The organism is Pseudohaliea sp., assembly GCF_054552115.1.
On the sequence record NZ_JBTOLW010000037.1, the window covers coordinates 1 to 22,615 of the forward strand.

The 22,615-nt window shown below is 70.4% G+C and carries 23 protein-coding genes; 14 read left to right on the forward strand and 9 right to left on the reverse strand.

Going from position 1 to position 22,615, the window contains the following annotated elements; translation table 11 throughout:
- Positions 1 to 192 precede the first annotated feature (192 nt).
- On the reverse strand, positions 193 to 1,290 hold the full coding sequence (zapE, locus tag ACX93N_RS14600; RefSeq protein WP_459429177.1) for a cell division protein ZapE: 1,098 nt from the start codon (positions 1,288 to 1,290) through the stop codon (positions 193 to 195).
- Positions 1,291 to 1,461: 171 nt separating this feature from the next.
- On the opposite strand from zapE, the gene ACX93N_RS14605 reads away from it, so the two are divergent.
- Positions 1,462 to 2,022, forward strand: coding sequence for a Z-ring associated ZapG family protein (locus tag ACX93N_RS14605; RefSeq protein ID WP_459429178.1), 561 nt, complete (start codon positions 1,462 to 1,464; stop codon positions 2,020 to 2,022).
- A gap of 99 nt (positions 2,023 to 2,121) precedes the next feature.
- On the opposite strand, the gene ACX93N_RS14610 is transcribed toward ACX93N_RS14605, so the two are convergent.
- Positions 2,122 to 2,883 (reverse strand): Nif3-like dinuclear metal center hexameric protein, encoded by a 762-nt coding sequence (locus tag ACX93N_RS14610; protein WP_459429179.1) that lies wholly within the window; start codon positions 2,881 to 2,883, stop codon positions 2,122 to 2,124.
- A 204-nt stretch (positions 2,884 to 3,087) separates the two neighbouring features.
- Between ACX93N_RS14610 and ACX93N_RS14615 the strand changes: the two genes are divergently transcribed.
- Entirely contained in the window at positions 3,088 to 4,215 is a 1,128-nt protein-coding gene (locus ACX93N_RS14615) for a S1C family serine protease (RefSeq protein ID WP_459429180.1), read from the forward strand.
- On the opposite strand, the gene hisD is transcribed toward ACX93N_RS14615, so the two are convergent.
- Genes hisD through ACX93N_RS14635 form a run of 4 tightly spaced genes read right to left on the reverse strand, consistent with a single transcriptional unit; the run spans position 4,212 to position 7,169 of the window.
- A complete protein-coding gene (hisD, locus tag ACX93N_RS14620) occupies positions 4,212 to 5,531 on the reverse strand; it encodes a histidinol dehydrogenase (RefSeq protein WP_459429181.1) in 1,320 nt (439 codons plus the stop codon). The two genes, ACX93N_RS14615 and hisD, sit on opposite strands and share 4 nt — an antisense overlap.
- Positions 5,528 to 6,175, reverse strand: a complete 648-nt coding sequence (gene hisG, locus ACX93N_RS14625; RefSeq protein WP_459429182.1) for an ATP phosphoribosyltransferase — start codon at positions 6,173 to 6,175, stop codon at positions 5,528 to 5,530. The genes hisD and hisG overlap by 4 nt, the downstream gene beginning before the upstream one ends.
- 4 nt (positions 6,176 to 6,179) lie before the next feature.
- Entirely contained in the window at positions 6,180 to 6,413 is a 234-nt protein-coding gene (locus tag ACX93N_RS14630; protein WP_459429183.1) for a BolA family protein, read from the reverse strand.
- 48 nt (positions 6,414 to 6,461) lie between these two features.
- Positions 6,462 to 7,169, reverse strand: coding sequence for an MlaC/ttg2D family ABC transporter substrate-binding protein (locus tag ACX93N_RS14635; RefSeq protein WP_459429184.1), 708 nt, complete (start codon positions 7,167 to 7,169; stop codon positions 6,462 to 6,464).
- A gap of 182 nt (positions 7,170 to 7,351) precedes the next feature.
- Between ACX93N_RS14635 and ACX93N_RS14640 the strand changes: the two genes are divergently transcribed.
- From ACX93N_RS14640 to yjgA, 12 genes are all read left to right on the forward strand, one after another.
- Positions 7,352 to 8,326: a calcium/sodium antiporter gene (locus ACX93N_RS14640; RefSeq protein ID WP_459429185.1), complete on the forward strand. Its 975-nt coding sequence runs from the start codon at positions 7,352 to 7,354 to the stop codon at positions 8,324 to 8,326.
- Positions 8,327 to 8,374: 48 nt separating this feature from the next.
- The gene (locus tag ACX93N_RS14645; RefSeq protein ID WP_459429186.1) at positions 8,375 to 9,352 is read left to right on the forward strand and encodes a KpsF/GutQ family sugar-phosphate isomerase; all 978 of its coding nucleotides are present in this window, start codon (positions 8,375 to 8,377) and stop codon (positions 9,350 to 9,352) included.
- Between the two features lie 11 nt (positions 9,353 to 9,363).
- Positions 9,364 to 9,879, forward strand: coding sequence for a KdsC family phosphatase (locus ACX93N_RS14650; RefSeq protein WP_459429209.1), 516 nt, complete (start codon positions 9,364 to 9,366; stop codon positions 9,877 to 9,879).
- The gene (gene lptA / locus ACX93N_RS14655) at positions 9,876 to 10,523 is read left to right on the forward strand and encodes a lipopolysaccharide transport periplasmic protein LptA (protein WP_459429187.1); all 648 of its coding nucleotides are present in this window, start codon (positions 9,876 to 9,878) and stop codon (positions 10,521 to 10,523) included. Before ACX93N_RS14650 ends, lptA begins: the two co-directional genes overlap by 4 nt.
- Positions 10,501 to 11,226: an LPS export ABC transporter ATP-binding protein gene (lptB, locus tag ACX93N_RS14660; RefSeq protein WP_459429188.1), complete on the forward strand. Its 726-nt coding sequence runs from the start codon at positions 10,501 to 10,503 to the stop codon at positions 11,224 to 11,226. The genes lptA and lptB overlap by 23 nt, the downstream gene beginning before the upstream one ends.
- A 189-nt stretch (positions 11,227 to 11,415) precedes the next feature.
- Entirely contained in the window at positions 11,416 to 12,915 is a 1,500-nt protein-coding gene (locus ACX93N_RS14665) for an RNA polymerase factor sigma-54 (protein WP_459429189.1), read from the forward strand.
- Between the two features lie 60 nt (positions 12,916 to 12,975).
- Positions 12,976 to 13,263 carry a ribosome hibernation-promoting factor, HPF/YfiA family gene (gene hpf / locus ACX93N_RS14670; protein ID WP_459429190.1) on the forward strand — a complete coding sequence of 96 codons (288 nt, stop codon included), beginning with the start codon at positions 12,976 to 12,978 and terminating at the stop codon, positions 13,261 to 13,263.
- 9 nt (positions 13,264 to 13,272) lie between these two features.
- On the forward strand, positions 13,273 to 13,731 hold the full coding sequence (ptsN, locus tag ACX93N_RS14675) for a PTS IIA-like nitrogen regulatory protein PtsN (RefSeq protein ID WP_459429191.1): 459 nt from the start codon (positions 13,273 to 13,275) through the stop codon (positions 13,729 to 13,731).
- A 6-nt stretch (positions 13,732 to 13,737) separates the two neighbouring features.
- Positions 13,738 to 14,589 carry an RNase adapter RapZ gene (gene rapZ, locus ACX93N_RS14680; protein ID WP_459429192.1) on the forward strand — a complete coding sequence of 284 codons (852 nt, stop codon included), beginning with the start codon at positions 13,738 to 13,740 and terminating at the stop codon, positions 14,587 to 14,589.
- Entirely contained in the window at positions 14,589 to 14,870 is a 282-nt protein-coding gene (locus tag ACX93N_RS14685) for an HPr family phosphocarrier protein (RefSeq protein ID WP_459429193.1), read from the forward strand. Before rapZ ends, ACX93N_RS14685 begins: the two co-directional genes overlap by 1 nt.
- Positions 14,871 to 14,978: 108 nt before the next feature.
- Positions 14,979 to 16,331, forward strand: coding sequence for a magnesium transporter (mgtE, locus tag ACX93N_RS14690; RefSeq protein WP_459429194.1), 1,353 nt, complete (start codon positions 14,979 to 14,981; stop codon positions 16,329 to 16,331).
- Between the two features lie 8 nt (positions 16,332 to 16,339).
- Positions 16,340 to 16,852: a ribosome biogenesis factor YjgA gene (gene yjgA / locus ACX93N_RS14695; protein WP_459429195.1), complete on the forward strand. Its 513-nt coding sequence runs from the start codon at positions 16,340 to 16,342 to the stop codon at positions 16,850 to 16,852.
- On the opposite strand, the gene ACX93N_RS14700 is transcribed toward yjgA, so the two are convergent.
- From ACX93N_RS14700 to ACX93N_RS14710, 3 genes are read right to left on the reverse strand one after another with little or no spacing between them, the layout of a single operon-like run.
- The gene (locus ACX93N_RS14700) at positions 16,838 to 20,545 is read right to left on the reverse strand and encodes a YhdP family phospholipid transporter (protein WP_459429196.1); all 3,708 of its coding nucleotides are present in this window, start codon (positions 20,543 to 20,545) and stop codon (positions 16,838 to 16,840) included. The two genes, yjgA and ACX93N_RS14700, sit on opposite strands and share 15 nt — an antisense overlap.
- Before the next feature lie 21 nt (positions 20,546 to 20,566).
- Positions 20,567 to 22,021, reverse strand: a complete 1,455-nt coding sequence (gene rng / locus ACX93N_RS14705; RefSeq protein ID WP_459429197.1) for a ribonuclease G — start codon at positions 22,019 to 22,021, stop codon at positions 20,567 to 20,569.
- The gene (locus ACX93N_RS14710) at positions 22,018 to 22,602 is read right to left on the reverse strand and encodes a Maf family protein (protein ID WP_459429198.1); all 585 of its coding nucleotides are present in this window, start codon (positions 22,600 to 22,602) and stop codon (positions 22,018 to 22,020) included. The genes rng and ACX93N_RS14710 overlap by 4 nt, the downstream gene beginning before the upstream one ends.
- Positions 22,603 to 22,615: the final 13 nt, after the last annotated feature.

The window sequence follows — 22,615 nt, forward strand, 5'->3', positions numbered from 1 at the left end:
CCCCTCCCCCCCCCCCTCAGCGTGAAGGGGTGCGGGGGGGGAGGGGGGGGGGGGGGGTTTTTTTCCCACAAAAAGAGAGGAGGGGGGGCAGGCCGAACCCCCCCCCCCCCCCCCCCCCCCGACAAGCTGCGACAAGCGGGGACTTCCCTGCCGGGACACTCAGAAAACAGGCCTTCGCCTGATCGCGGGGGGTCAGGGACGGTGCTCCCGGGCCAGGTAGTCGTGGGACTGCATCTCCTGCAGCCGCGACAGGGTGCGCTCGAATTCGAAGTCGAGGCCCCCGCCCTCGTAGAGCGACAGGAGTGGGCAGTCGGCGGCGATCACCAGCTTCACGTTGCGGTCGTAGAACTCGTCCACGAGGTTAATGAAGCGCCGCGCGCTGTCGTCCGTGGCCCGCCCCAGGGGCCGCAGCCCGGAGAGGAGGACGGCGTGGAACACCCGCGCCAGCTCGATGTAGTCGTTCTGGGAGCGCGGGCCGCCGCAGAGTTCCTCGAACTCGAACCAGGCCACGTCGTCGGCCAGGCAGCGCGCGGTAAGGTAGCGCCCGTTCACCTCCAGCCGCTGCCACGGCTGCCCGGCCTCCGGGGCCAGGCGGGTGAAGAAGTCCTCGAGGGCCGCGGTGGCAGCCTCGCCCAGGGGGTGGTGGTAGAGCGGCGCCCGCTCGAGGGTCCGCAGCCGGTAGTCGATGCCGCCGTCCACGTTCAGCACCCGGGTGTGCGCCTCGATCAGGGCGATGGCGGGCAGGAAACGCTGCCGCTGCAGGCCGTTCTCGTAGAGACGCTGCGGCGGAATGTTCGAAGTCGCGACCAGGGTGATGCCGCGGGCGAAGAGCGCCTCCATGAGGTTGCCGAGGATCATGGCGTCGGCAATGTCGCTGACGAAGAATTCGTCGAAGCAGAGCACCTCGGTCTCGCCGGCCAGCCGGTCGGCGACTCGATCCAGGGGGTTCTTCTCTCCCGCCAGAGCCTTCAGCTCGCGGTGCACGTGCTGCATGAAACGGTGGAAGTGCACCCGCTGCCGCCCCGCCGCGGGCAGGCAATCATAGAAGGTATCCATGAGCCAGGTCTTGCCGCGGCCGACGCCGCCCCAGAGATAGAGGCCGGTCTCCGGGACCCGCGGACGCCGTCGCAGCCGCGCCAGCGCAGCGCCGAGGCCGCGGCCGCGGGCCCGGCGCTCCGCCAGGCGCGAGAACAGGTCATCAAGCGCGGCCACGGCCTCCGCCTGCGCCGGATCGCGGGCAAAGCCGTGCTCCTCGATATCCTGTTCGTAACGTTCCAGCGGCGTGGCCAAGCCCCTGCCTCCCCCGGGCCGGATGGGCGCGCTACTCTAGCCGCGGCGTGCATAGTTGGCAATGAATGTTGCAGGAATCCTCGCCGCCCGCGCCGGCGGCGCGCTATACTTCAGTTGTCCCCCAATGACCCTGCAACGCTTCTATTCCAGCTTTTTTACGGAGTGATTCTCATGTACAGCATCGACATACTGATCGGCACCGGACTCTGCGCACTCATCGTCGGGGGACTGCTCGGCATGCTCTTCGGTCGCAAATCCACCGCCGGCAGTCAGCAGGCTCGGGAGCTCGAAAAGCGCATCGACCAGCTCACGCGCGACAAGCAGGCCTACGAGAACCGGGTCACCGAGCACTTCGTGGAAACCGCCGACCGGCTCAATGCGCTCACCGACATGTACCGCGGCATCCACGAGCACCTCGCCGAAGGCGCCAGCACGCTCTGCGTGGGCAAGAACGACGTCAGCGTGAAGCGTCTCGGTGGCACCGGGGACGACAGCGAAGTGCCCCAGGATGCCATGAACATCGAGCCGCCGCGGGACTACGCACCCAAGAACGAGGGCGAGACCGGCATGCTCAACGAAAGCTTCGGCATCGAGCGGGAGCCGACGCCGGGCGCCGGGCAGAACCTCGCGGACGCCGACGAGGCCGAGGATGTTCGCGAGGAGGCCAGCGCCGGCACGGGCGAGGGTGAGAACGAAAGCGAGAAAGAGAGCGAGCGCAAGGAAAACGCCTGACCGCCCGCCCCGCAGCCGCTGGCCGCCGTGCGGCCGGCGGCCCCGGGCCCCGCTGCCGGGCATTGACCGCCCGGCCCTCCCGCACTTCTGCCCGGCACCTCAGGCCGGGTTGTCGCAATCCAGGAACTCGAGCTCGAGGCCGAAACGTTCGGCCATGACCGCTCCAAGCGCCTGCACGCCGTAGCGCTCCGTGGCGTGATGCCCCGCTGCGAAGAACTGCACTCCCTGCTCCCGGGCACTGTGTACCGTGGGCTCTGATACCTCGCCGGTGATGTAGGCATCCGCACCCGCGGCCGCGGCCGCGTCGATGTAGCCCTGGGCAGCCCCGGTGCACCAGGCCACGCGGCGCAGCGTGGCGCCCGGCTCGCCGATATGCAGCGGCTCCCGGGCCGTGAGCGCCGCCAGCCGTCCGGCCAGGGCGGCGCCGGTGAGGGGCTCGGCGAGGTTGCCGATGGCCCCCACGCCATCGCTCGCATCGCGGTGCAGCGGTTCGACGTCGACGATGCCGAGGCGCCGGCCCAGCTCGGCGTTGTTGCCCACCGCCGGGTGCGCATCCAGCGGCAGGTGATAGGCAATGAGAGAAAGATCGTTGCCGAGCAGCGTCGCCAGGCGGCGGCGCTTCATGCCGACTACCCGCGGGTCCTCCCCGCGCCAGAAATAGCCGTGGTGTACGAGCAGCGCATCCGCGCCCCAGGCGACCGCTGCATCGAGCACGGACTGGTTGGCAGTGACGGCGCAGGCGAGCCGGCCGACCACGGGACGGCCGGCGACCTGCAGCCCGTTCGGGCAGTAGTCGCGGAAGCGCGCGGGCTCGAGCAGCTGGTCCATGGCGGCGACGAGCTCCTCCAGGGCGACGGTCATGGGCTCTCCTCAGGTGTATCGCGGGTCAGTCGAAGCGGAACCGCTGGCGCCCGCCTCTGCCTCCCGTCGCGGCCGGCCGCCTGAAAAGAGCGGCGCGAGCGCTGAAACAGGGAGGACGCGCGCGAAAGCGATCCTTCATCATATAGAATGCGGTTTTCAGGGTGCAATTCCGGCCCGGCCGGAAGACTCACGGAGGAAAGAGGCATGCTCAGCTGGCTTCGCGTCGCGGCCTGGCCGGTGGCCGCCGGCATCCTCGCGGCGCTGCTCGTCCTGGAGCGCTGGGTGCTGCCAAGCGGCGAGGCCGGCGGCGATTCCGGAAAGGCGCAGAGCTACGCCGCCGCGGTCCAGGCCGCCACCCCCGCCGTGGTCAACATCTACACCCGCAAGGTGGTCCCCACGCGCGCGGGGCGCCTGCTGAACGACCCTTTCTGGCGCCAGTTCGTTCCGCGCAACCAGCCCCGCCAGCGTATCGAGCAGAGCCTCGGCTCCGGGGTGATCTTCTCCGACGCCGGCCACATCGTCACCAACAACCACGTGATCGACGGCGCCGACGCCATCCAGGTGCTCCTCGGCGACGGCCGCAACGCGGCCGCGCGGATCATCGGCACAGACCGGGCCACGGACCTCGCCCTGCTCAAGATCGACCTGCCGGACCTGACCCCGATCGCGCTCGGCAACTCCGCCGATGCGCGCGTCGGCGACGTGGTCCTGGCGATCGGCAACCCGCTGGGCTTCGGCCAGTCGGTGACCCAGGGCATCATCTCGGGCCTGGAGCGCTACGGCCTCGAGGGCGTCTACGAAAGCTACATCCAGACCGACGCCATCATCCACCAGGGCAATTCCGGTGGTGCGCTCGTGGACTCGCGGGGGCGCCTCCTCGGTATCAATACGCTCATTTACACCTCGGACCAGCGGGCCGCCAGCGGCGCCGCGGGGATCGGCATCGGCCTGGCGATTCCCGTGGACCTCGCCCGCTTCGTGGTAGGCGACCTCATCGAGTACGGGCGGGTCATCCGCGGCTGGCTCGGGGTGCAGGTGGAACCCCGGCTCCTGCGCAACGGCGACGGCCCCACGGGGCAGGCGCTGGTCGTCACCGCGGTGGCCGAGGGTGGCCCGGCGCAGAAGGCCGGGCTGCAACCGGACGACGTCATCACCCACTTCAACGGGGAACCGGTGGAGGACGTGCGCCGGAGCATGTACGACATCGCGCTGCTCCGTCCCGGTGACAGCCTCAGCATCACCGCCATCCGCGGCAGCCAGACCGTGGACCTGCATGCCGTGGTCGGCGCCCAGACCCAGTCACCGGGCACGGACAGCCCGCCCTCTCCCTAGCGGGAACCCCCGCTATCCGGGTTCGCGTCCCGGCGGTACTCGGCGCTGCGCGCGTGCGCCGTGAGCGATTCACCGCGGGCGAGCGTCGAGGCGACGGCGCCGAGCACCCGCGCCCCCGCCGCGCTCACGTGAATGATGGAACTGCGCTTCTGGAAGTCGTACACGCCAAGGGGCGAGAAGAAGCGCGCGCTGCCGGCCGTGGGCAGCACGTGGTTGGGGCCGGCGCAGTAGTCGCCGAGGGCCTCGGCGCTGTAGCGGCCGAGGAAGATGGCCCCGGCGGCGCGAATCGAGGGCAGCAGCGCCTCCGGGTCCGCCACCGACAGCTCGAGGTGCTCCGGGGCGATACGGTTGGAAAGACGCACGGCCTCGTCAAGGTCCGCGGTCTGCACCAGGGCACCGCGCCGCGCCAGGGAGGCGGCAATGATCTCGCGGCGCTCCTGCTGCGGCAGCAGCGCCTCGATTGCCGCGGCCACGGCATCGAGAAACGCCGCATCCGGTGACAGCAGCAGGGCCTGGGCGTTCTCGTCGTGCTCGGCCTGGGAGAACAGGTCCATGGCGATCCACGCCGGGTCCGTGTCCCCGTCACAGATGATGAGGATTTCCGAGGGGCCGGCGACCATGTCGATACCGACGCGGCCGAAGACCTGGCGCTTGGCCTCGGCGACGTAAGCATTGCCCGGGCCGACAATCTTGTCCACCGCGGTGATGCTGCCGGTGCCGAAGGCCAGGGCCGCGACGGCCTGCGCACCGCCAATCGTATAGACCCGGCTCACCCCGGCCAGGGCTGCGGCCGCCAGCACCAGCTCGTTGAGCTCGCCGCCCGGTGCCGGCACCACCATGGTGATCTCTTCGACACCGGCGACATGCGCCGGCAGGGCGTTCATGAGCACCGAGGAGGGATAGCTGGCCTTGCCACCGGGCACGTAGACACCGACGCTGCCAAGCGGGGTGACCTGCTGGCCCAGCACGTTGCCGTGCTCGTCCGTGTAGCGCCAGCTCTCCCCGAGCTGTCGCTCGTGGTACTCGCGGATCCGGGCCGCCGCCACTGCAAGGGCCTCCCGCTCGACTGCCGGCAGCCCGTCCAGGGCGGCCTGCAGCCGGCCGGCGGGCACCGTAAGCCCGGCAATGCTGTCCGCGGCCAGGCTGTCGAAGCGCGCCGTGTAGTCGAGGACGGCAGCATCGCCGCGCGCCTCGACATCCGCGAGGATCTCCATGACCCGCGCCTGCACCGTCGCCGCGTCCGCCTCCCCCGCGGGCGCCAGCGCCGCGAGCGCCGCGTCGAAATCAGCGGAGCGCGTATCGAGGCGGGCGATCATGCCGCCAGCCCGCCGGCGGGCAGCGCGGCCTCCATGTCCGCAAGCAGCTGCGTGATGGGCTCGTGCGCTGCCCGCAGGGAGGCCTTGTTGACCACCAGCCGGGAGCTCACGGCAGCAATTTCCTCGAGGGGCTCGAGACCGTTCGCCCGCAGCGTGTTGCCGCTGTCGACGATATCGACGATCAGGTCTGACAGACCCATGGTCGGAGCCAGCTCCATGGCGCCATAGAGCTTGATGATATCCGCCTGCACGCCGCGGGCGGCGAAGTGCCGGCGGGCGACATTGACGAACTTCGTCGCCACGCGCACCCGGGAGCCCGTGGGCCGCCAGCCCGTGGGGGCAGCCGTCATGAGCCGGCAGCGCGCGATGCCGAGGTCCAGCGGCTCGTAGAGCCCTTCCGCGCCCTGCTCGAGGAGCATGTCCTTGCCGACGACACCGAGGTCGGCGGCGCCGTGGCGCACGTAGGTCGGCACGTCCGTGCCGCGCAGCACCAGGAGCCGCAGCCCCGGGCGGTTGCTGTCGAAAACCAGCTTGCGACTGCTGGCGATGTCCTCCGCGGGCTCGATGCCCGCCCGGGCCAGCAGCGGCAGGGTCTCAGCGAGGATCCTGCCCTTGGTCAGGGCAAGGGTGAGCGTGCCGGCCACGGCTCTAGCCCTGCCACTCGTCCGGGGTGAAGGTGCGGATGTTCACCGCGTGGATCGAGCCCGCGGCGATACTCTCGCGCAGCGCGCCGTAGACGAGCTGCTGTTTCTTCACCGGGCGCAGGCCGGCGAACACGTCGCCGACCACCGTGATGTCATAGTTGCTGCCGGCACCCTCGACCTGCACCTCGCAACCCTCGAGCTCCCGTTCCACCAATGCCTTGACCGTCGCTGCGTCCACCCTGTACCTCCTGCTGCTGCCAGCCCTCGCCTGCCTCGCCGGGCCTGCTCAGGCGTCGTCGTTCACGCCCTCGGTCGTCCAGTTGGCGATGACCTCGTCAAGGTCGCCGTCGTACTTGCGGGCCGAAGCCTCGAACTGGCTGCGGTAGATCTGGCCGAGGTTCACGTCCTCGACGATCAGGTTACGGATCAACCAGCTGCCGTCACGCTCCCGGGCCATGGTATAGGTGACAACGTAGGGCTGCGCCTCGTCGCTGTAAATCAGCTGCCTGAGCGTCGCCCGGCCGCCTTCTTCCCGGCTGCCGTCCTCGTCCAGCTCGACCCGCGAGCCGTTAAAGGCGAGCAGCCCCTTGCTGTAGGTCCGCACCAGCCCCTTGCGCATGGTTTCCGTGAAGCGCTCGAGCTGGTCCCGGAGCTTCTGCCGTCCCGCCTCGTCGAGGGAGCGGTAGCGCTCGCTGGTGGCGTAATCGCCCATGACGCCGCGGGCGAAGCCGCGGAAGTCCACCACCGGGTCCAGCACCTCGTGCACGGCCTCGTAGTAGCGCTCCGGGTTCTCGTCCACGTAGCCCTGGGCCGACTCGATCACCTCGAGGACCTCCTCCGTCGTCTCCCGGAGTGTCTGCGCCGCGCTGCTCGGCTCCTTGGCGACCGCCTGCGCAGCGCTGCCGCCTGCCATGGTGATTACCACGGTGGCGGCCAGCAGCCAGCGCAGCGCGCCGCCCCGGAGGCCTGCCATCCGTTCCGCTTGTGCTTTCATGGGCATCCCGATTCGTCCTGTATGCTGCGGCGGCCCGGGCGAGCGGTTAGAATCCGCTTCATGCCAACTGACGCCACCGTCCCGGGTCCGCCATTGTACTACGTTTCGACCCGCGTTCCGTATGACCACGGCTCCGCCGCCGGGTTTCCCGTCGCCGGCCCGGGGCCGGGAAGCACCGCCGCATGATCCTGGCAGCCGCAGCGGTCATTATCGGCCTTGTGCTCCTGGTCTGGAGCGCCGACCTCTTCGTCGCCGGCGCCGCCTCCATCGCCGAGAACCTCGGCCTGTCCCCCGTGATCATCGGGCTGACCATCGTTTCCCTCGGCACCTCCGCGCCGGAGATCCTCGTTTCCATCACCGCCGCCCTGGCCGGCGCCGGGGAGCTCGCCGTGGGCAATGCACTCGGTTCGAACATCGCCAACATCGGTCTCGTCCTCGGGCTGACGGTGCTCATCGTGCCCATGCTCATCCGCCAGGGCTGCGTGCGCGTGGAGTTGCCGACCCTGCTCCTGGTCACCCTCGGCACCTGGGTGCTCCTGCTTGACGGTGTGCTGTCCCGCTTCGACGGCCTGCTGATGATGGGCGGCCTCGCCCTGATCCTCGTGCAGATGGTGCGCGCGCAGGCTGGGAACCGGATCGTCCGGGAAGAGAGCGAGGAAGAGGAGCTGCCGCACCTGAAACCCCTGCGCGCCTGGTTCGCCTTTCTCGCCGGCCTCGCCCTGCTCGTCGGCAGCTCCCGGCTGCTGGTCTGGGGGGCGACGACCATCGCCGCGCAGCTCGGCGTCTCCGAGCTGGTCATCGGCCTGACGATCGTCGCCGTGGGCACCAGCCTGCCGGAGCTCGCCGCGACGCTCGCCGGCGCCCTGAAGGGACACACGGAGATCGCCATCGGCAATGTCATCGGCTCGAACCTGTTCAACCTGCTCGCGGTCATGTCGGTACCGGGCGTCGTCGCCCCGCTGGCGCTGTCCGGCGACGTGCTCACCCGCGACTACCCGGCCATGGCGGCGGGCACCTTCCTCCTCGCCGTCGCCATCTACACGGGGCACCACCGGCGCCGCGCCGAGGGCGGGTACAGCTACCTGGGCCGGGCGGTGGGGTTGTTGTTGACGAGCTTCTACGCGCTGTACTATTACGCGCTTGCCTTGAGCCTCTAGTGGCCCTCCCGTAGTGACCCTCCCGTAGTGACCCTCCCGAGACGCCCGATGACCCATGCCGCCCCGCCCAGCTACGTCGACTCCGCCCGCCGCACCGTGCGCATGGAAGCGGCTGCGGTCGCGGCCCTGGAGCAGCGCATCGGCAGCGAGTTCGCCCGCGCCTGCGAGCTGCTGCTCGGCACCCGCGGCCGGGTGGTCGTCACGGGCATGGGCAAGTCCGGCCACATCGGCACCAAGATCGCGGCGACGCTGGCGAGTACCGGCACACCCGCCTTCTTCGTGCACCCCGGCGAGGCAAGCCACGGCGACATGGGCATGATCACCGGCGACGACTGCGTCCTCGCCCTGTCGAACAGCGGCAGCACCAACGAGGTGGTGATGCTGCTGCCGCTGCTCAAGCGCCTGGGCACGCCGCTGGTGAGCATGACCGGCAACCCGTCCTCGACGCTGGCGCAGGCGGCGGACGCCCATCTCGATACCGGCGTCGAGACCGAGGCCTGCCCGCTCGATCTCGCGCCCACCTCGAGCACGACCACGGCCCTGGTCATGGGCGACGCGCTCGCCATCGCGCTGCTCGAGGCCCGCGGCTTCACTGCCGAGGACTTCGCCTTCTCCCACCCCGGCGGCGCCCTCGGTCGCAAGCTGCTGCTGATGGTCGAGGACGTCATGCGCAGCGGCCCGGAGATCCCCCGGGTCACCCCGGAAACGCCGCTGGGCGAAGCGCTGCTGGAAATCTCTGCCAAGGGCCTGGGCATGACCACCGTTGTCGACGGCGACCACCTCGAGGGTGTATTCACCGACGGTGACCTGCGGCGCGCGATCGATGCCCGCATCGACATCAACGAGACGCCCATCGGTGACCTGATGACGCGCAAGGCCCGCACCATCAGCGAAGGCATGCTCGCCGCCGAGGCCCTGCGCATCATGGAAGAGAACCGCATCAGCGCGCTCGTGGTGGTCGGCGACCACGGCGAGCCCGTCGGTGTGGTCAGCCTCCTCGGCCTGCTCCAGGCCGGCATTGCCTGAGGCCGCCGGTGATCGATCGCGCCCGCGCCAGCGCCCTGCGCCTCCTGGCCCTAGACGTCGACGGCGTCCTCACGGACGGCCGCCTCTATTACGGCAATGACGGCGAGGAACTGAAAGCGTTCAACATCAAGGACGGCCTGGGCCTCAAGCTCCTGCAGCGGGCCGGGGTGGCCGTGGCCATCATCACGGGACGCCGCTCGCAGATCGTCGAACGCCGCGCCGCCGAGCTCGGTATCGCCCACGTGGTGCAGGGGCGAGAGGACAAGCGCGTGGCCCTCGAGGAGCTCTGCGCCAGCCTCGGCCTCGAGCTCACGCAGTGCGCCTACATGGGCGATGACCTGCCGGACCTCGGCGCGCTGCGCGCGGCGGCCATCGGCCTCGCCCCCGCCGACGCGGTAGCCGCGGTGGCCGCGGCCGCCGACTGGCAGAGCCGCTATGCCGGCGGCGCCGGCTGTGTGCGCGAGGCCTGCGAGCAGCTGCTGCACGCCATGGACCGTCGCGAGGCCATCGAGGCGGTCTACCGGTGAAGCGCTTCGCCGCCCTGCTGCTGGCCGGTGCCGCCCTGCTGGCAACGGGGGCGCAGGCACTGCCCGGGGACCGCGAGCAGCCCATCGCCGTCGAGGCAGACCGCGCCGTGCGCGACGAAAAAGCGGGCGAGACGGTCTACAGCGGCGCCGTGCGCCTGGTGCAGGGCAGCCTGATCATCGAGGCGGACGAGCTCATCATCTACCACAGCCGAGACCTCGCCGAACGCGTGGTGGCCACCGGCGAGCCGGCCCGCATGCAGCAGCAGCCCGAGGTCGGCGAGGCCGTGATCCACGCCGCCGCCCGGCGCATCACCTATTTCACCGCCGAGGAGCGCGTCCTGCTCGAGGAGGACGCCGAGGTCGAGCAGGACGGCGCCACGGTGCGCGGCGATCGCATCGACTACCTGATTCGCGAGCAGCTGGTCCGCGCCGATGCGGCCGACAGCGGCGGCGAGCGGGTACAGGTGGTGATCCCGCCGCGCCTGGCCAACGAGGCGGAGAACCCGGCAGAGGCCGATGACAGCGACGCTGCGGGGACCGCGCCGGCAACGCCTTCCGGGGCGGCGCCCGACGCAGCGGCTGAAACGGCGGCCGACCCCGCCGATGCAGGAGCGACGCCCGATGGCGGAACTGAAGGCGAGTAAGCTGGCCAAGGCCTACGGCGGGCGCCCGGTGGTGCGGGACGTCTCCCTCGCCGTGGAGAGCGCCCAGGTCGTCGGCCTGCTGGGCCCGAACGGGGCCGGCAAGACGACCTGCTTCTACATGATCGTCGGCATCATCCGCGCCGATGCGGGGCAGATCACCATCGATGGCGAGGACATCATCGGTCTGCCCATGCACGAGCGGGCGCGCCGGGGCATCGGCTACCTGCCCCAGGAGGCCTCCGTGTTCCGCAAGCTGTCCGTCGGCGACAACCTGATGGCCATCCTGGAGACGCGGCGGGACCTCACCCGCGCCCAGCGCCGGGAGCGCCGGGACGAACTGCTCGAGGAGTTCCACGTCGCGCACCTGCGGGGCAGCCTCGGCCAGGCCCTGTCCGGCGGCGAGCGCCGCCGGGTGGAGATCGCCCGGGCGCTGGCCACGGAACCGGCCTTCATTCTCCTCGACGAGCCTTTCGCCGGTGTCGACCCGATCTCCGTATCGGACATCAAGGAGATCATCCGCCACCTGCAGCACCGCGGCATCGGTGTCCTTATCACGGACCACAACGTGCGCGAGACCCTCGACATCTGCGAGACAGCCTACATCGTCGGTGAGGGTCGCATCATCGCCGCCGGCTCCCCCCAGGCCGTGCTCGACAACCCGGAAGTCCGCAAGGTCTATCTCGGCGATACCTTCCGCCTCTGAAGGCACCGGCAGAGAGCGCTCGCGGCACCGCCAGGGGCGGGCCTCGAGGGTCTTCGCCACGATTCTTGACGGGCGTCAATGGCCCGGGCACCAATCTCTGCAATTTCCGCGCCAGTCCGTTGCCTCCGCCGGCGGGCCGGCGCTACACTGCACTCGAACAGGGCAAAGGAACGCCTCCCCCTCGCGATCATGAAGCAAGCACTGCAACTCAAGCTGGGCCAGCAGCTGACCATGACGCCGCAGCTGCAGCAGGCAATCAAGCTGCTGCAGCTGTCGACGCTGGACCTGCAGCTCGAGATTCAGCAGGTGCTGCAGAGCAACCCGATGCTCGAGCTCGACGAGGGCGACGACGACGCGCCCCTGGAGAGCCCCGAGCCCGGCGAGAACCTCACAGCCAGCAACGGCGAGGGCCCCCTGGAGAGCCTCGAGCGCACCGCGGCGGGGGATGGCGAGAGCGGCGACTACGAGCCGACCATGCCCGAGGACCTGCCCGTGGACACGCAGTGGGAAGACCTCGTGCCCTCTTCCGCGCCCTCCGCGCCGGGCCCGGCGGCCGAGGGCGCCGACTACGACATGGACAGCCGCAATGCCAGCGTCCAGAGCCTTCACGACCACCTGCTCTGGCAGCTCAATCTCACCCGCCTGTCGGACCTCGACCGCGCGATCGCCCTGGCCATCATCGATGCCACCGACGACAACGGCCGCCTCACCAGCACCGTGGACGAGCTGCACATGCTCTGCGCGGCGGACTTCGAGGGCGAGATCGAGCGCGAGGAAGTGCTGGCCGTGCTCCACGCCCTGCAGCAGTTCGAGCCCACCGGCGTCTTTGCCGCGGACCTGCAGGAATGCCTGCTCCTGCAGCTCAGGCAGCTACCGCCGGGAACCCCCTGGCTGGAGCAGGCGCGCACCCTGGTCAGCCGCCACCTGGCACAGCTCGGCAACGGCGACTACGCGCAGATCCTGCGCCGCATGCGCCTCGACGAGGACGCGCTGCGCGGCGTCCTGCAGCTGCTTCAGACCCTCGACCCGTTCCCCGGCAAGCGTATCGGTGCCGACGACACCGAGTACGTCGTACCGGACGTGTTCGTGCGCAAACGCGAGGGCCGCTGGGTGGTCGAGCTCAACCCGGACATCGCGCCGCGGCTGCGCATCAACGACACCTATGCCGGGCTGATCCGGCGCGCCGACAACAGCGCCGAGAACACCTACCTGCGCGATAACCTGCAGGAGGCCCGCTGGTTCCTGAAGAGCCTGCAGAGCCGCAACGAGACCCTGCTCAAGGTGGCCTCGGAAGTCGTCTCCCACCAGCGCAACTTCCTCGAGTACGGCGAAGAGGCGATGAAGCCGCTGGTGCTCCATGACATTGCCGAGGCCGTGTCGATGCACGAATCGACCATCTCCCGGGTCACCACGCGCAAGTACATGCATACCCCCCGGGGCATTTTCGAGCTGAAGTACTTTTTTTCCAGCCACGTCGCCACGACCGCGGGCGGCGCCTGTTCCTCAACGGCGATCCGCGCGCTCATCCGCAAGCTCATCGCGGCGGAGAACCCGCGCAAACCGCTCAGCGACAGCCGGCTCGCGCAGCTGCTGGAAGAACAGGGCATCAAGGTGGCCAGGCGGACGATCGCGAAGTACCGGGACAGCCTTTACATCCCGCCGTCCAGCGAGCGCAAGCGCCTGGTCTGAGAACTGAGCGCCCGGCCACGACCCGGGCATACCTGCGTTGCAACGCACAAGGAGTCCAGTATGCAACTCAACATCAGCGGCCATCACGTCGACGTTACCGACCCGCTCCGCGACTATGTGGAAAGCAAGTTCGAGCGGCTCCAGCGCCACCACAGCCACATTACCAACATGGAAGTCACTCTCATCGTCGAAAAGCAGGTACAGAAGGCCGAGGCCAACGTGCACATCTCCGGTGCGGACATCTTTGCCGCCGCGGAATCGGACGACATGTACGCCGCCATCGACGCGCTCGCCGACAAGCTCGACCGGCAGCTCATCAAGCACAAGGAAAAGGCGCGGCCGCACTAGGACAGGCGCATGCGAGAACTTGAGGAACTGCTGTCACCGGCGCGTACCCGGCGGGACGTGCCGGGGGCCAGCAAGAAAGCCATCTTTGAAGAGGTCGCCGCGCTTGTCGCGGCGGACCACCCGGACCTCGACCCCGGTGATTTCATCGGCAAGCTGCTTGCCCGGGAGAAGCTCGGCAGTACCGGCCTGGGTGGCGGCATCGCCATTCCGCACTGCCGCCTCGCGAGCTGTACCCGGCCCCTGGGCGCGCTGGTCACCCTGCGTGAACCGGCGGACTTCGATGCCCCGGACGACGCCCCGGTGGATATCCTCTTCGTCCTGCTGGTGCCCGAGGAAGCGCACCAGGAGCACCTCGACATCCTCGCCGCCATCGCGCGCCTGTTCAGCCAGCCCGCGCTGCGCGCGGCCCTGCGCGCCTGCGACAGCGACCGGGTGCTCTACGACACCGCGATCGGCTGGGAAGGCTGACAGCCCGTGGACCTCGTCATCATCAGCGGCCGCTCCGGCTCCGGCAAGAGTACGGCCCTGCACCAGCTGGAGGACGAGGGCTACTATGCGATCGACAACCTGCCCGCGTCGCTGCTGCCGGCACTGGTCGGTCACGCCCCGGCCCTGGCCCGGGACGGTGCCGGCGTCGCCGTGTGCATCGATGCCCGCAACGCGGCCGCGGACCTTTCACGGATCGACGCCATCCTGGCCGGGCTGCCGGACACCGTGCGCCTGCGCACGCTCTACCTCGACGCGGACGAGGCGACGCTCCTCAAGCGCTTCAGCGAGACGCGGCGCCGGCACCCGCTGGCGAGCCACGAACTGCCCCTCGCCGAGGCGATCTGCCGGGAGCAGGCCCTGCTCGAGCCCCTCGCCACCGAGGCGGGGCTCACCCTCGACACGAGCGAGATGACCATTCACGAGCTGCGCGATGCCGTACGCCAGCGCCTCGTCGGCACCGGGGCCGGCGTCCTCTCGCTGCTGGTGCAGTCCTTCGGCTTCAAGCGCGGCGTACCGGCCGACGCGGACCTGGTGTTCGACGTCCGCATGCTGCCCAACCCGCACTGGAGCAAGGAGCTGCGCCTGCTGACCGGCCGGGACCAGCCGGTGCAGGCGTTCCTGGAGGCGCAACCACTGACCGGCGAGCTGTTCCTGGAGCTGGCGGGGTTCCTCGACCGCTGGCTGCCGCACTATGGCAGCGGTGCCCGCAGCTACCTGACCATCGCCCTCGGCTGCACCGGTGGACAGCACCGCTCCGTGTACATGGCCGAGCGGCTCTTCGCCCACCTGGCGGCCCACCACGGCCCGGTACACCTCAGGCACCGGGAGCTCGGATAGTGGCAGTCGAGCGGCGCGAAGTCATGATCATCAACAAGCTCGGGCTGCACGCCCGGGCCGCCGCGAAGTTCGTGAGCTGCGCGGCCGCCTATTCCGCCCGCGTCCGTGCCGGTCGCGGCGACGGCGGCGAGCTCGTCGACGGCAAGAGCATCATGGCGGTGATGATGCTCGCCGCGGGCAAGGGAACGGCACTGGTCCTCGAAGCCGAGGGCGAGGACGCCGGCGCGGCGCTCAGCGCCCTCTGCGCTCTGATAGACAATCGTTTCGAGGAGGAGGAGTAGGAGGAACAGCCCCCGGCTCCGCCGCAGCGCGGGTTCTGTTGTTGTCGCCCGGTCTTTACCGGATAATTTCAGCCGCCCCGCCCACCCACCCCCGGACCGAGCGACGCGATGACCAGCGCTGAACCGCACAGCCACAAGCCGCTTGACCGGGTCACGCAGGCCCTGGAGCAGGGCACCCTGGGCGACGTCAGCCGCATGCTCCGCAAGATGGAGCCCGCCGACGCGGCGCACCTCCTCGAGTCCTCGCCGCCGCGCTCGCGGCAGATCCTGTGGCAGCTCATCGACGACGATCTCCAGGGCGAGGTCCTCAACGAGCTCGGTGACGAGCTGCAGCTCGAGTTCCTGAGCGCCCTGGAGCCGGCGCAGGTCGTGCAACTCACCGAGGGGCTGGACGACGACGATGTCGCCGACATCCTGCAGCAGCTGCCGGACGAGGTCACCTTCGAAGTCCTCGAGGCCATGGACCACCAGGACCGGGCGCGCCTGGAACAGGTGATTTTCTACGCCGACGATACCGCCGGCGGCCTCATGAACACCGACGCCATCACGATCCGGGCGGACCTGACCCTGGACGTGGTGCTGCGCTACCTCCGCCGTCACGAGGCCATTCCCGAGGCCACCGACAACCTCATCGTCGTCACCCGCAACGACCGTTACGTCGGCCTGCTGCCGCTGCGTACCCTGCTGGTCTCGGACCCGTCGCACTCGGTGCGCGAGCTCATGGTCACCAGCCAGCAGGCGATCCCCGTGGACATGCCGGACGACGAGGTGGCGCGTCTCTTCGAGCGCAACGACTGGGTGAGCGCACCGGTGGTCGACGCTGACGGCCGGCTCCTCGGGCGGATCACCATCGATGACGTGGTGGACGTCATCCGCGAGGACGCGGACCACTCCTTCATGGCCATCGCCGGCCTCGACGAGGATGAGGACACCTTCGCCCCCGTGCTGCGCACGGCGCGCCGGCGCACCGTCTGGCTGGCGGTGAACCTGGTCACCGCGTTCATTGCCGCGGCGGTGATCAACCAGTTCCAGGGCACGATCGAGAAAGTCGTCGCCCTCGCCGTGCTCATGCCCATCGTCGCCTCCATGGGCGGCATCGCCGGGACGCAGACCGTGACTGTCCTGGTGCGCGCCATGGCCATGGGACAGATCAACGCCGGCAACCGGGCCTGGCTGATCCTGCGCGAGGCCTGGGTCGGCGTCATCAACGGCCTGGTCTGGGCGGCCATCGTCGCCACGGCCGCGGCGCTGTGGTTCGACAGCCCGGCCCTCGGCGCCATCATCGCCGCGGCCATGGTCATCAACCTGGTCACCGCTGGGCTGTCCGGCGCGGTCCTGCCCCTGGTGCTGCAGCGCCTCAGGATCGACCCGGCCCTCGCCGGGGGCGTGGTGCTGACCACGGTGACCGACGTGGTCGGCTTCGTGGCTTTCCTGGGCCTGGCGGCGGCTGTTTATGGTTGACAACGGCCATGGTTGAGGACGACGACTTCCGCGACGAGGCGCCCAGCAAGAGCGCGCTCAAGCGCGAGATGAGCGCGCGGCAGGCCCTCGGCGAAGCACTCTGCGCGCTCAGCCCGAAGGAGCTGGAGGCGATTCCCATCGACGACCCCCGCCTCGAGAACGCCATCGTGCAGTCCCGGGGCATCACCAGCCGCAGTGCACGGCGGCGTCACCTGCAGTACATCGGCAAGCTCATGCGCAGCGTCGACCCGGCGCCACTGCAGGCGGCCCTCGACGGGCTGCACCAGCAGCGGGCAGCGAGCGCCGCGCGGCACCACGAACTGGAGGCACTGCGCGACGAACTCGTCGAGCGCGGCGACAGCGGCCTCGCGACCGTGCTCGCGCGCTTCCCCGAGGCAGACCGGCAGCACCTGCGCCAGCTGCTGCGCCAGGCGCAGCGCGAGAAGGCGGCTGAGCGGCCACCGGCCGCAGCGCGCAAGCTCTTCCGCTACCTGCGCGAGCTCCAGTCAGCCGGGGCCTGAGGCTGCCGCCGGGGGGGCATTCCCGGGCGGCACGCGTCGCTGGTCCAGGCGCACCGTGTTCGGGTCCGGCGGGCCGTTCGGGTCCGGTGCCGTCGGCGCGCCGGGCGACGCGTTCGGATCGTCCGCACGGACGCCGTTCGGGTCCACCGGGATACTCGCGCTGTCATCGAAGATCCGCCGCAGGCGCACGTCCGGGCTGCCCAGCGGGCCCGACACCTCGTAGACACCGCTGGACATGCGCTTGACCTGCTTCTCGAAGACCTTGCTCACCACGTAGACGCCGGCGGCGACGGGCAGGCCGCCGGCCAGCGCCGCAACCCAGGGCAGGTTGTTCGCCACCGGCAGCGTCACCACCAGCTCGCCCTCGATGGACGGCTCGCTCGCCGCGAGACGGGTGACGCCGCTGAACTCAAAGGCGCTCGCCGCGCCGCGCAGCGTCAGCGCCGGAATCTCCATGGTACCGCGACGGAAGCGGAACTCGCTGACCGCGCGATCGAAGGGAATGCCGGACTCGAACATGTGCGACAGGCTGAGGCCGCGAAAGATCTCGGCGAGGTTGAGCAGGGAAAACACCTTGAGCGCGCCGGCAGAGCCCCTGGCCTCGAGGAGCCGACCGTCCCGCGCCTCCACCGCAAGCTCGCCCTCCAGCGCCTGAAGCGCCAGTGCCCGGGGCGACCCCGTCCAGCGCAGATCCGCGCTGGCGCTGCCGTTGTCGGTGACCAGCGTCGGCGCGTAGCCGAGGGCCACCAGCACCCGGCCCAGGTCGTCGAAGGCGACATCGATGGCGAATTGCGTTTCCCCGGCGGCGCCCTCGGCGCCGGCCCAGCGCAACACGCCGCCGCCCTCGCTCCGGCTGCGCAGGCCGAACAGTTCGCCGCGGACACCCCGGGCCACGATTGCACCCGCGTCCCGGTCCAGCTCGAAGGCCAGGTGGCCGACCCCTTCCCCCGCCCGGCGCAGTTCGAGGATAGCGACCGCCACCGGGCGCAGCGCCCGGTAGGCGGCGTCGAAGTCCGCCTCTCCCGTCTGCTCGGGCAGCCCGGCGAGATCGAGGTAGTCGAGGAGCAGCCGCGGGACCGGTCCGCCGAGGTCCAGCGCCCCCTGCAGCCAGTCCGACTCCAGCCGGAGGCTACCGCCGCTCAGGGCGCCGTCGGCAAGGTCCAGGCGCCCCGCAACCCGGTCCCCGAGGGCGAGGTCGACGGCGACGCGATCCCGCGCCAGGCGCAGGTCGACGGCGAGGGAGCGCGGCTCTTCCGCGGTCTTGCCCCAGGGTGCCGGGAGCGCCAGGGCCACGCCGTTCAGGTCGCTGGCCAGGGTGAGCCGCGCCGGCTGGTCACGGCGGAGCAAGAGGTCACCGAAGGCGTCGGCCTCGCCGCTGGCGAGGGCCGGAAGATCGAGCTGGAGCCAGTCGAAGAGCGCGGCCACGGGCACGCCCTTGCCGGCAAAGCGCAGCGCCAGGGGCGCCCCGGCGTCGGCCTGGGAGAGGCTCGCGCTGACGGGGCTGCCCCAGAGCGTGCCGGCGAGGCCATCGCTGGAGAAGCCGCTGCCGCTCGCGTAGCCCACGCGGCCGCTGAGCTTCTCGAACACCAGCCCGCCCGGCTGCACGCGCAACAGCGCCTCCTCGGCGCTCGCGTCGACCGCCACCACCGGTTCGCTGCGGTCATCCAGGGGAATGCGCAGGTCCAGCACCGTGCGCACCGGGCCGGCGGCGGACCAGCCCTCGATCACGCCGCCCGTCATCGCCGCCAGCGGCGATGCCTTGACCACCGCGAGCCCGTCGCCGGCGTCACCCGTGAGGGTTGCGGCGACGGCCAGGACACGCTCACCGGCCTCGCCCCGCCAGGCCTCCGCGGACAGGCGCTCCAGCCGGTTGCCACCCAGCTCGCCCCGCTCGCCCCAGGCGCTCACCCGCGTGTCGTCGATGACCAGGCGTCCGGCAAAGTCCTCGAGCGGCGGCCAGGCGGGATCGAAAGCGACCGTGGCCTCCTCGACGTCGAAGTGCAGCTGCACCGTCAGGTGGTCGTAGTTGCGCTTGCGCAGGCTGCCCCGCCACGCGAAGCCGCCGGTAACGACCCGCCCCGGACCGATCGCCGTGGCAAGCCAGCGCCGCAGGGTGCCGGGCAGCCGGTAGGGCAGGTACTTGTCGCGGTAGCGGGTCCGGCTGTCGCCGAGACCGACGAGCAACTCCATCGCCGGCCCGACGGCCGTGCGCGTGAAGGGAACGTGCAGGCCCAGGAGCGCGCGCGCCGTGCCCTCCTCGCCGCTCGCCTCGAGGAGCCCGGAGCGGATCCACAGCTGCTCCGCGTCCCAGCTGAGACGCAGGTCGCCATGCACGGCCTCGTAGGCCAGCGGCTCCCGGTAGACCTTGGGGAAAGCGAGCACCAGCCCCTCGCTGTCGATGCGCACGTCGCCGCCGCCGGGATAGAGCCGTACAAAGGCGTCGGCACCGGCCGCACCGGGGGCGCCGCGCCAGGACTCCACGGCGAGGTCGTCCACGCGCGTGGTCAGCTCCCAGCTGTTACCCGGCGCGCGCAGATCATCCAGCGTCAGCTCGAGGGCGCGCACCTGGCCGCGGGGAGCCAGGACGCCTAGGGCGTCCGCGAGGCGCGCCGGCATGCTCGGCAGGCTGGCGAGAAAACTGTCGATACCGTCGAGGCGGAACTCGCCGCTGCGCACCCGCAGCGAATCACCGCGCAGGTCGAACTGCGCCCGGGGCAGTAACCAGTGGCGGCCACCCTGGGCCAGGGACAGGTCCGAGGCATGGAGCGTCCAGCCATCCTGGCGTTCCACCAGGGCCGCGTCCATGGCCAGGGAGGCCAGCGGCACACGCCAGCCCCCGTCCCCGTCCTCGAGCAGCAGGTTGTTCCCGGCCAGGGACAGGCGCAGGTCCGAGCGTCCGCCGGCCTGCTGCAGCCAGAGCTGCACACCGGCCCGGCCGGTGGCGCGTGCCGGCACGCTGACGGGCAGCCAGTCGAAGACCCGCTCGAGACGCTCCGCCTCGACCGCCAGGAAGACATCCCCGCGCCAGGATGCCAATGACAGGGGATTGCCGATGCCCTCGGCGTGAAGCGTGGCCTGGTTACCCACCGCCGTCTCGATGCGCGCATCGAGGGTGCGGGCGCTGCCACTGCGCTTCAGGGTCAGGTCCAGGCGGGCGCGGCGGCCCTCGCCAGCGGGCCGGTGCAGGAGCACGCGGTTACCCTCCAGGACAAGAGCCCGGACCCGGGGCAGGAAACTCGCCAGCCAGTCGCGCAGGCCGCCATCGTCCCCGGGGACGCCGAAGCCGCGCAGGTGCAGGTGGCCGGCCTCGTCCTGGTCGAGTTCCACGGAGAGGCCGCTCAGGGTCACGAAGCTCGCCTGGGGGCTCCGCGTCAGCAGGCTGCGCAGCGGCGCCAGGCGCAGACTGCCGCGGGCGAGCTGCACCGGCTCAATGGCCTCCCCCGGGAAAGCGAGGCGCAGATCCGTGAACACGAGCTCCGGCGAAAAGCCCTCCATGCGGCCGCGCACGGACGAGGCACTGAGGGAGAACGGCAGACGGTCGTTGAGCGCTGCCAGCAGCTGCGGCTGCAGCGTGCTGACATTGCCCATGAGCGCGCGGCCCGCGGCCACGTAGAGAGCGAGCAGCACCACGCCGGCCACCAGCAGCCGCCAGAGGGCGCCGGCGAGGAGATGGAAAGGCGAGGATCGTGTCACGGCTGCCGCATTCACCTGGCGTTAGAGCAGCACGATATCAAACTGTTCCTGGCTGTACTCCGGTTCGACCCGGAAGCTGATGGTCTTCCCGATGAAGGCCTCGAGATCGGCGACGTTCGTCGATTCCTCGTCCAGGAGCCGGTCCACCACGCTCTGCCCGGCGAGCACGAGCAGGTTGTCGTTCTCATAGGCCCGGGCGTCGCGCATGATCTCCCGGAAAATCTCGTAGCAGACCGTTTCCGCCGTCTTCAGCACGCCGCGACCGTCGCACACCGGGCAGGCCTCGCAGAGCAGCTGCTCCAGCGACTCGCGGGTCCGCTTGCGGGTCATTTCCACCAGGCCCAGCTCGGACACGCCGGTGATCTTGTTCCGCGCCGGGTCCCGGGCCATGGCCTTCTCGAGGGTCCGATGCACCTGGCGCCGGTGCTCGGCATCACGCATGTCGATGAAGTCGACGATGATGATGCCGCCGAGGTTGCGCAGCCGCAGCTGGCGCGCCAGGGTGGTGGCCGCTTCGAGGTTGGTCTTGAACACCGTTTCCTCGTGGTTGCGGCGGCCGACGAAGGAGCCCGTATTGACGTCGATGGTGGTCATGGCCTCGGTCTGATCCATGACGAGATAGCCGCCGGACTTGAGCGCGACCTTGCGGCCAAGGGCACGCTGGATGTCTTCCTCGATGCCGTGAATGTCGAAGAGCGGCCGCTCCCCGCTGTAGCACTCGAGCAGGTCCGCGACTTCCGGCATGTATTCGCCGCAGAAACCCCTGAGCGCCTCGTAGTTCTCGCGGCTGTCGATGCGGATACGCTCGACACCGGGGCGGGCGAGATCGCGGACGGTGCGCAGGTGCAGCGGCAGGTCCTCGTAGAGCAGCTGCGGTTCCCGGGCCACCGCGGCACGGCGGGACACTGCGGCCCAGAGCCGCTTGAGGAAACGCAGGTCCAGGGCGATCTCCGCCGGGCCCGCGCCCTCGGCGGCGGTGCGCAGGATGAATCCGCCGGCCTCGTCCATCTCCTCCGCCTCCAGGGCCTTGGCGAGCACTTCCTGCAAGCGGGCCCGCTCCTCGGCATCGTCGATGCGCTGGGACACGCCCACGTGCTGCGTCTGAGGCATGTACACGAGGTAGCGGGAAGCGACGGAAAGCTGGGCCGTGACCCGCGCCCCCTTGCTGCCGAGCGGGTCCTTGGTGACCTGCACGGTCACGGCCTGGCCCTCGCGCAGGTGATCGGTGATGCGCTCGCTGGCAGCGGCACCGCCGATGACGTCCGAGACGTGGAGGAAGGCGTTGCGGGATGCGCCGATGTCCACGAAGGCGGCCTGCATGCCCGGCAGCACCCGGCTGATGCGGCCCGCGTAGATGTTGCTGACGAGACCGCGGCTGGCGCTGCGCTCGATGTGGATGTCCTGGGTCGCGCCGTTTTCCACCACGGCTACCCGCGTCTCCATGGGCGTGACGTTGACCAGGATCTCCTCGCTCACTGCCGAGGCCCCTCCGCGGCTGTTCCCAGCAGGCCGGCGGCAAGCAGCAGCTCGCGCGTCTCCACGAGGGGCAGGCCGACCACGCTGCTGTAGCTGCCGTCCAGGCTGCGCACGAAGGCCCCGGCGAGCCCCTGGATGCCGTAGGCGCCGGCCTTGTCCCAGGGCTCGTCAGTGGCGAGATAGGCATCGATGCGCGCGGCGTCCAGCCGGTCGAAGGTGACCACCGTGCGCACGGTGAGCGCCCACTCCCTGTCGCCGCGGCGCAGGGCCACGGCCGTGAGCACGCTGTGCGCGCGGCCGGAAAGGCGGCGGAGCATGGCCGCGGCATCCTCCCGGTCCTGCGGTTTGCCAAGGATCGTGTGATCGAGCACCACCGCCGTATCGGCGGCCAGCACCGCCGCGCCACCGACCGCCCGGGCCTTGTCTGCCGCCGTGCGCGCCACGTAGGCGTCCGGGCTCTCGCCGGCGCGGGGCGTCTCGTCCACCGCCGCCGGCTGGACGCGGAACGGCAGACCGAGCAGGGCGAGCAACTCGCGGCGGCGCGGGCTCTGCGAGGCGAGGACGAGCGGATCAACGGACACGTTTGTCACTGCG

Coding starts and splice junctions, on each gene's coding strand:
- ACX93N_RS14605 (WP_459429178.1), top strand. CDS start 1,462: ATGTACAGCATCGACATACTGATCGGCACCGGACTCTGCGCACTCATC.
- ACX93N_RS14610 (WP_459429179.1), bottom strand. CDS start 2,883: ATGACCGTCGCCCTGGAGGAGCTCGTCGCCGCCATGGACCAGCTGCTC.
- ACX93N_RS14615 (WP_459429180.1), top strand. CDS start 3,088: ATGCTCAGCTGGCTTCGCGTCGCGGCCTGGCCGGTGGCCGCCGGCATC.
- hisD (WP_459429181.1), bottom strand. CDS start 5,531: ATGATCGCCCGCCTCGATACGCGCTCCGCTGATTTCGACGCGGCGCTC.
- ACX93N_RS14635 (WP_459429184.1), bottom strand. CDS start 7,169: ATGAAAGCACAAGCGGAACGGATGGCAGGCCTCCGGGGCGGCGCGCTG.
- ACX93N_RS14640 (WP_459429185.1), top strand. CDS start 7,352: ATGATCCTGGCAGCCGCAGCGGTCATTATCGGCCTTGTGCTCCTGGTC.
- ACX93N_RS14645 (WP_459429186.1), top strand. CDS start 8,375: ATGACCCATGCCGCCCCGCCCAGCTACGTCGACTCCGCCCGCCGCACC.
- lptB (WP_459429188.1), top strand. CDS start 10,501: ATGGCGGAACTGAAGGCGAGTAAGCTGGCCAAGGCCTACGGCGGGCGC.
- ACX93N_RS14665 (WP_459429189.1), top strand. CDS start 11,416: ATGAAGCAAGCACTGCAACTCAAGCTGGGCCAGCAGCTGACCATGACG.
- hpf (WP_459429190.1), top strand. CDS start 12,976: ATGCAACTCAACATCAGCGGCCATCACGTCGACGTTACCGACCCGCTC.
- ptsN (WP_459429191.1), top strand. CDS start 13,273: ATGCGAGAACTTGAGGAACTGCTGTCACCGGCGCGTACCCGGCGGGAC.
- mgtE (WP_459429194.1), top strand. CDS start 14,979: ATGACCAGCGCTGAACCGCACAGCCACAAGCCGCTTGACCGGGTCACG.
- yjgA (WP_459429195.1), top strand. CDS start 16,340: ATGGTTGAGGACGACGACTTCCGCGACGAGGCGCCCAGCAAGAGCGCG.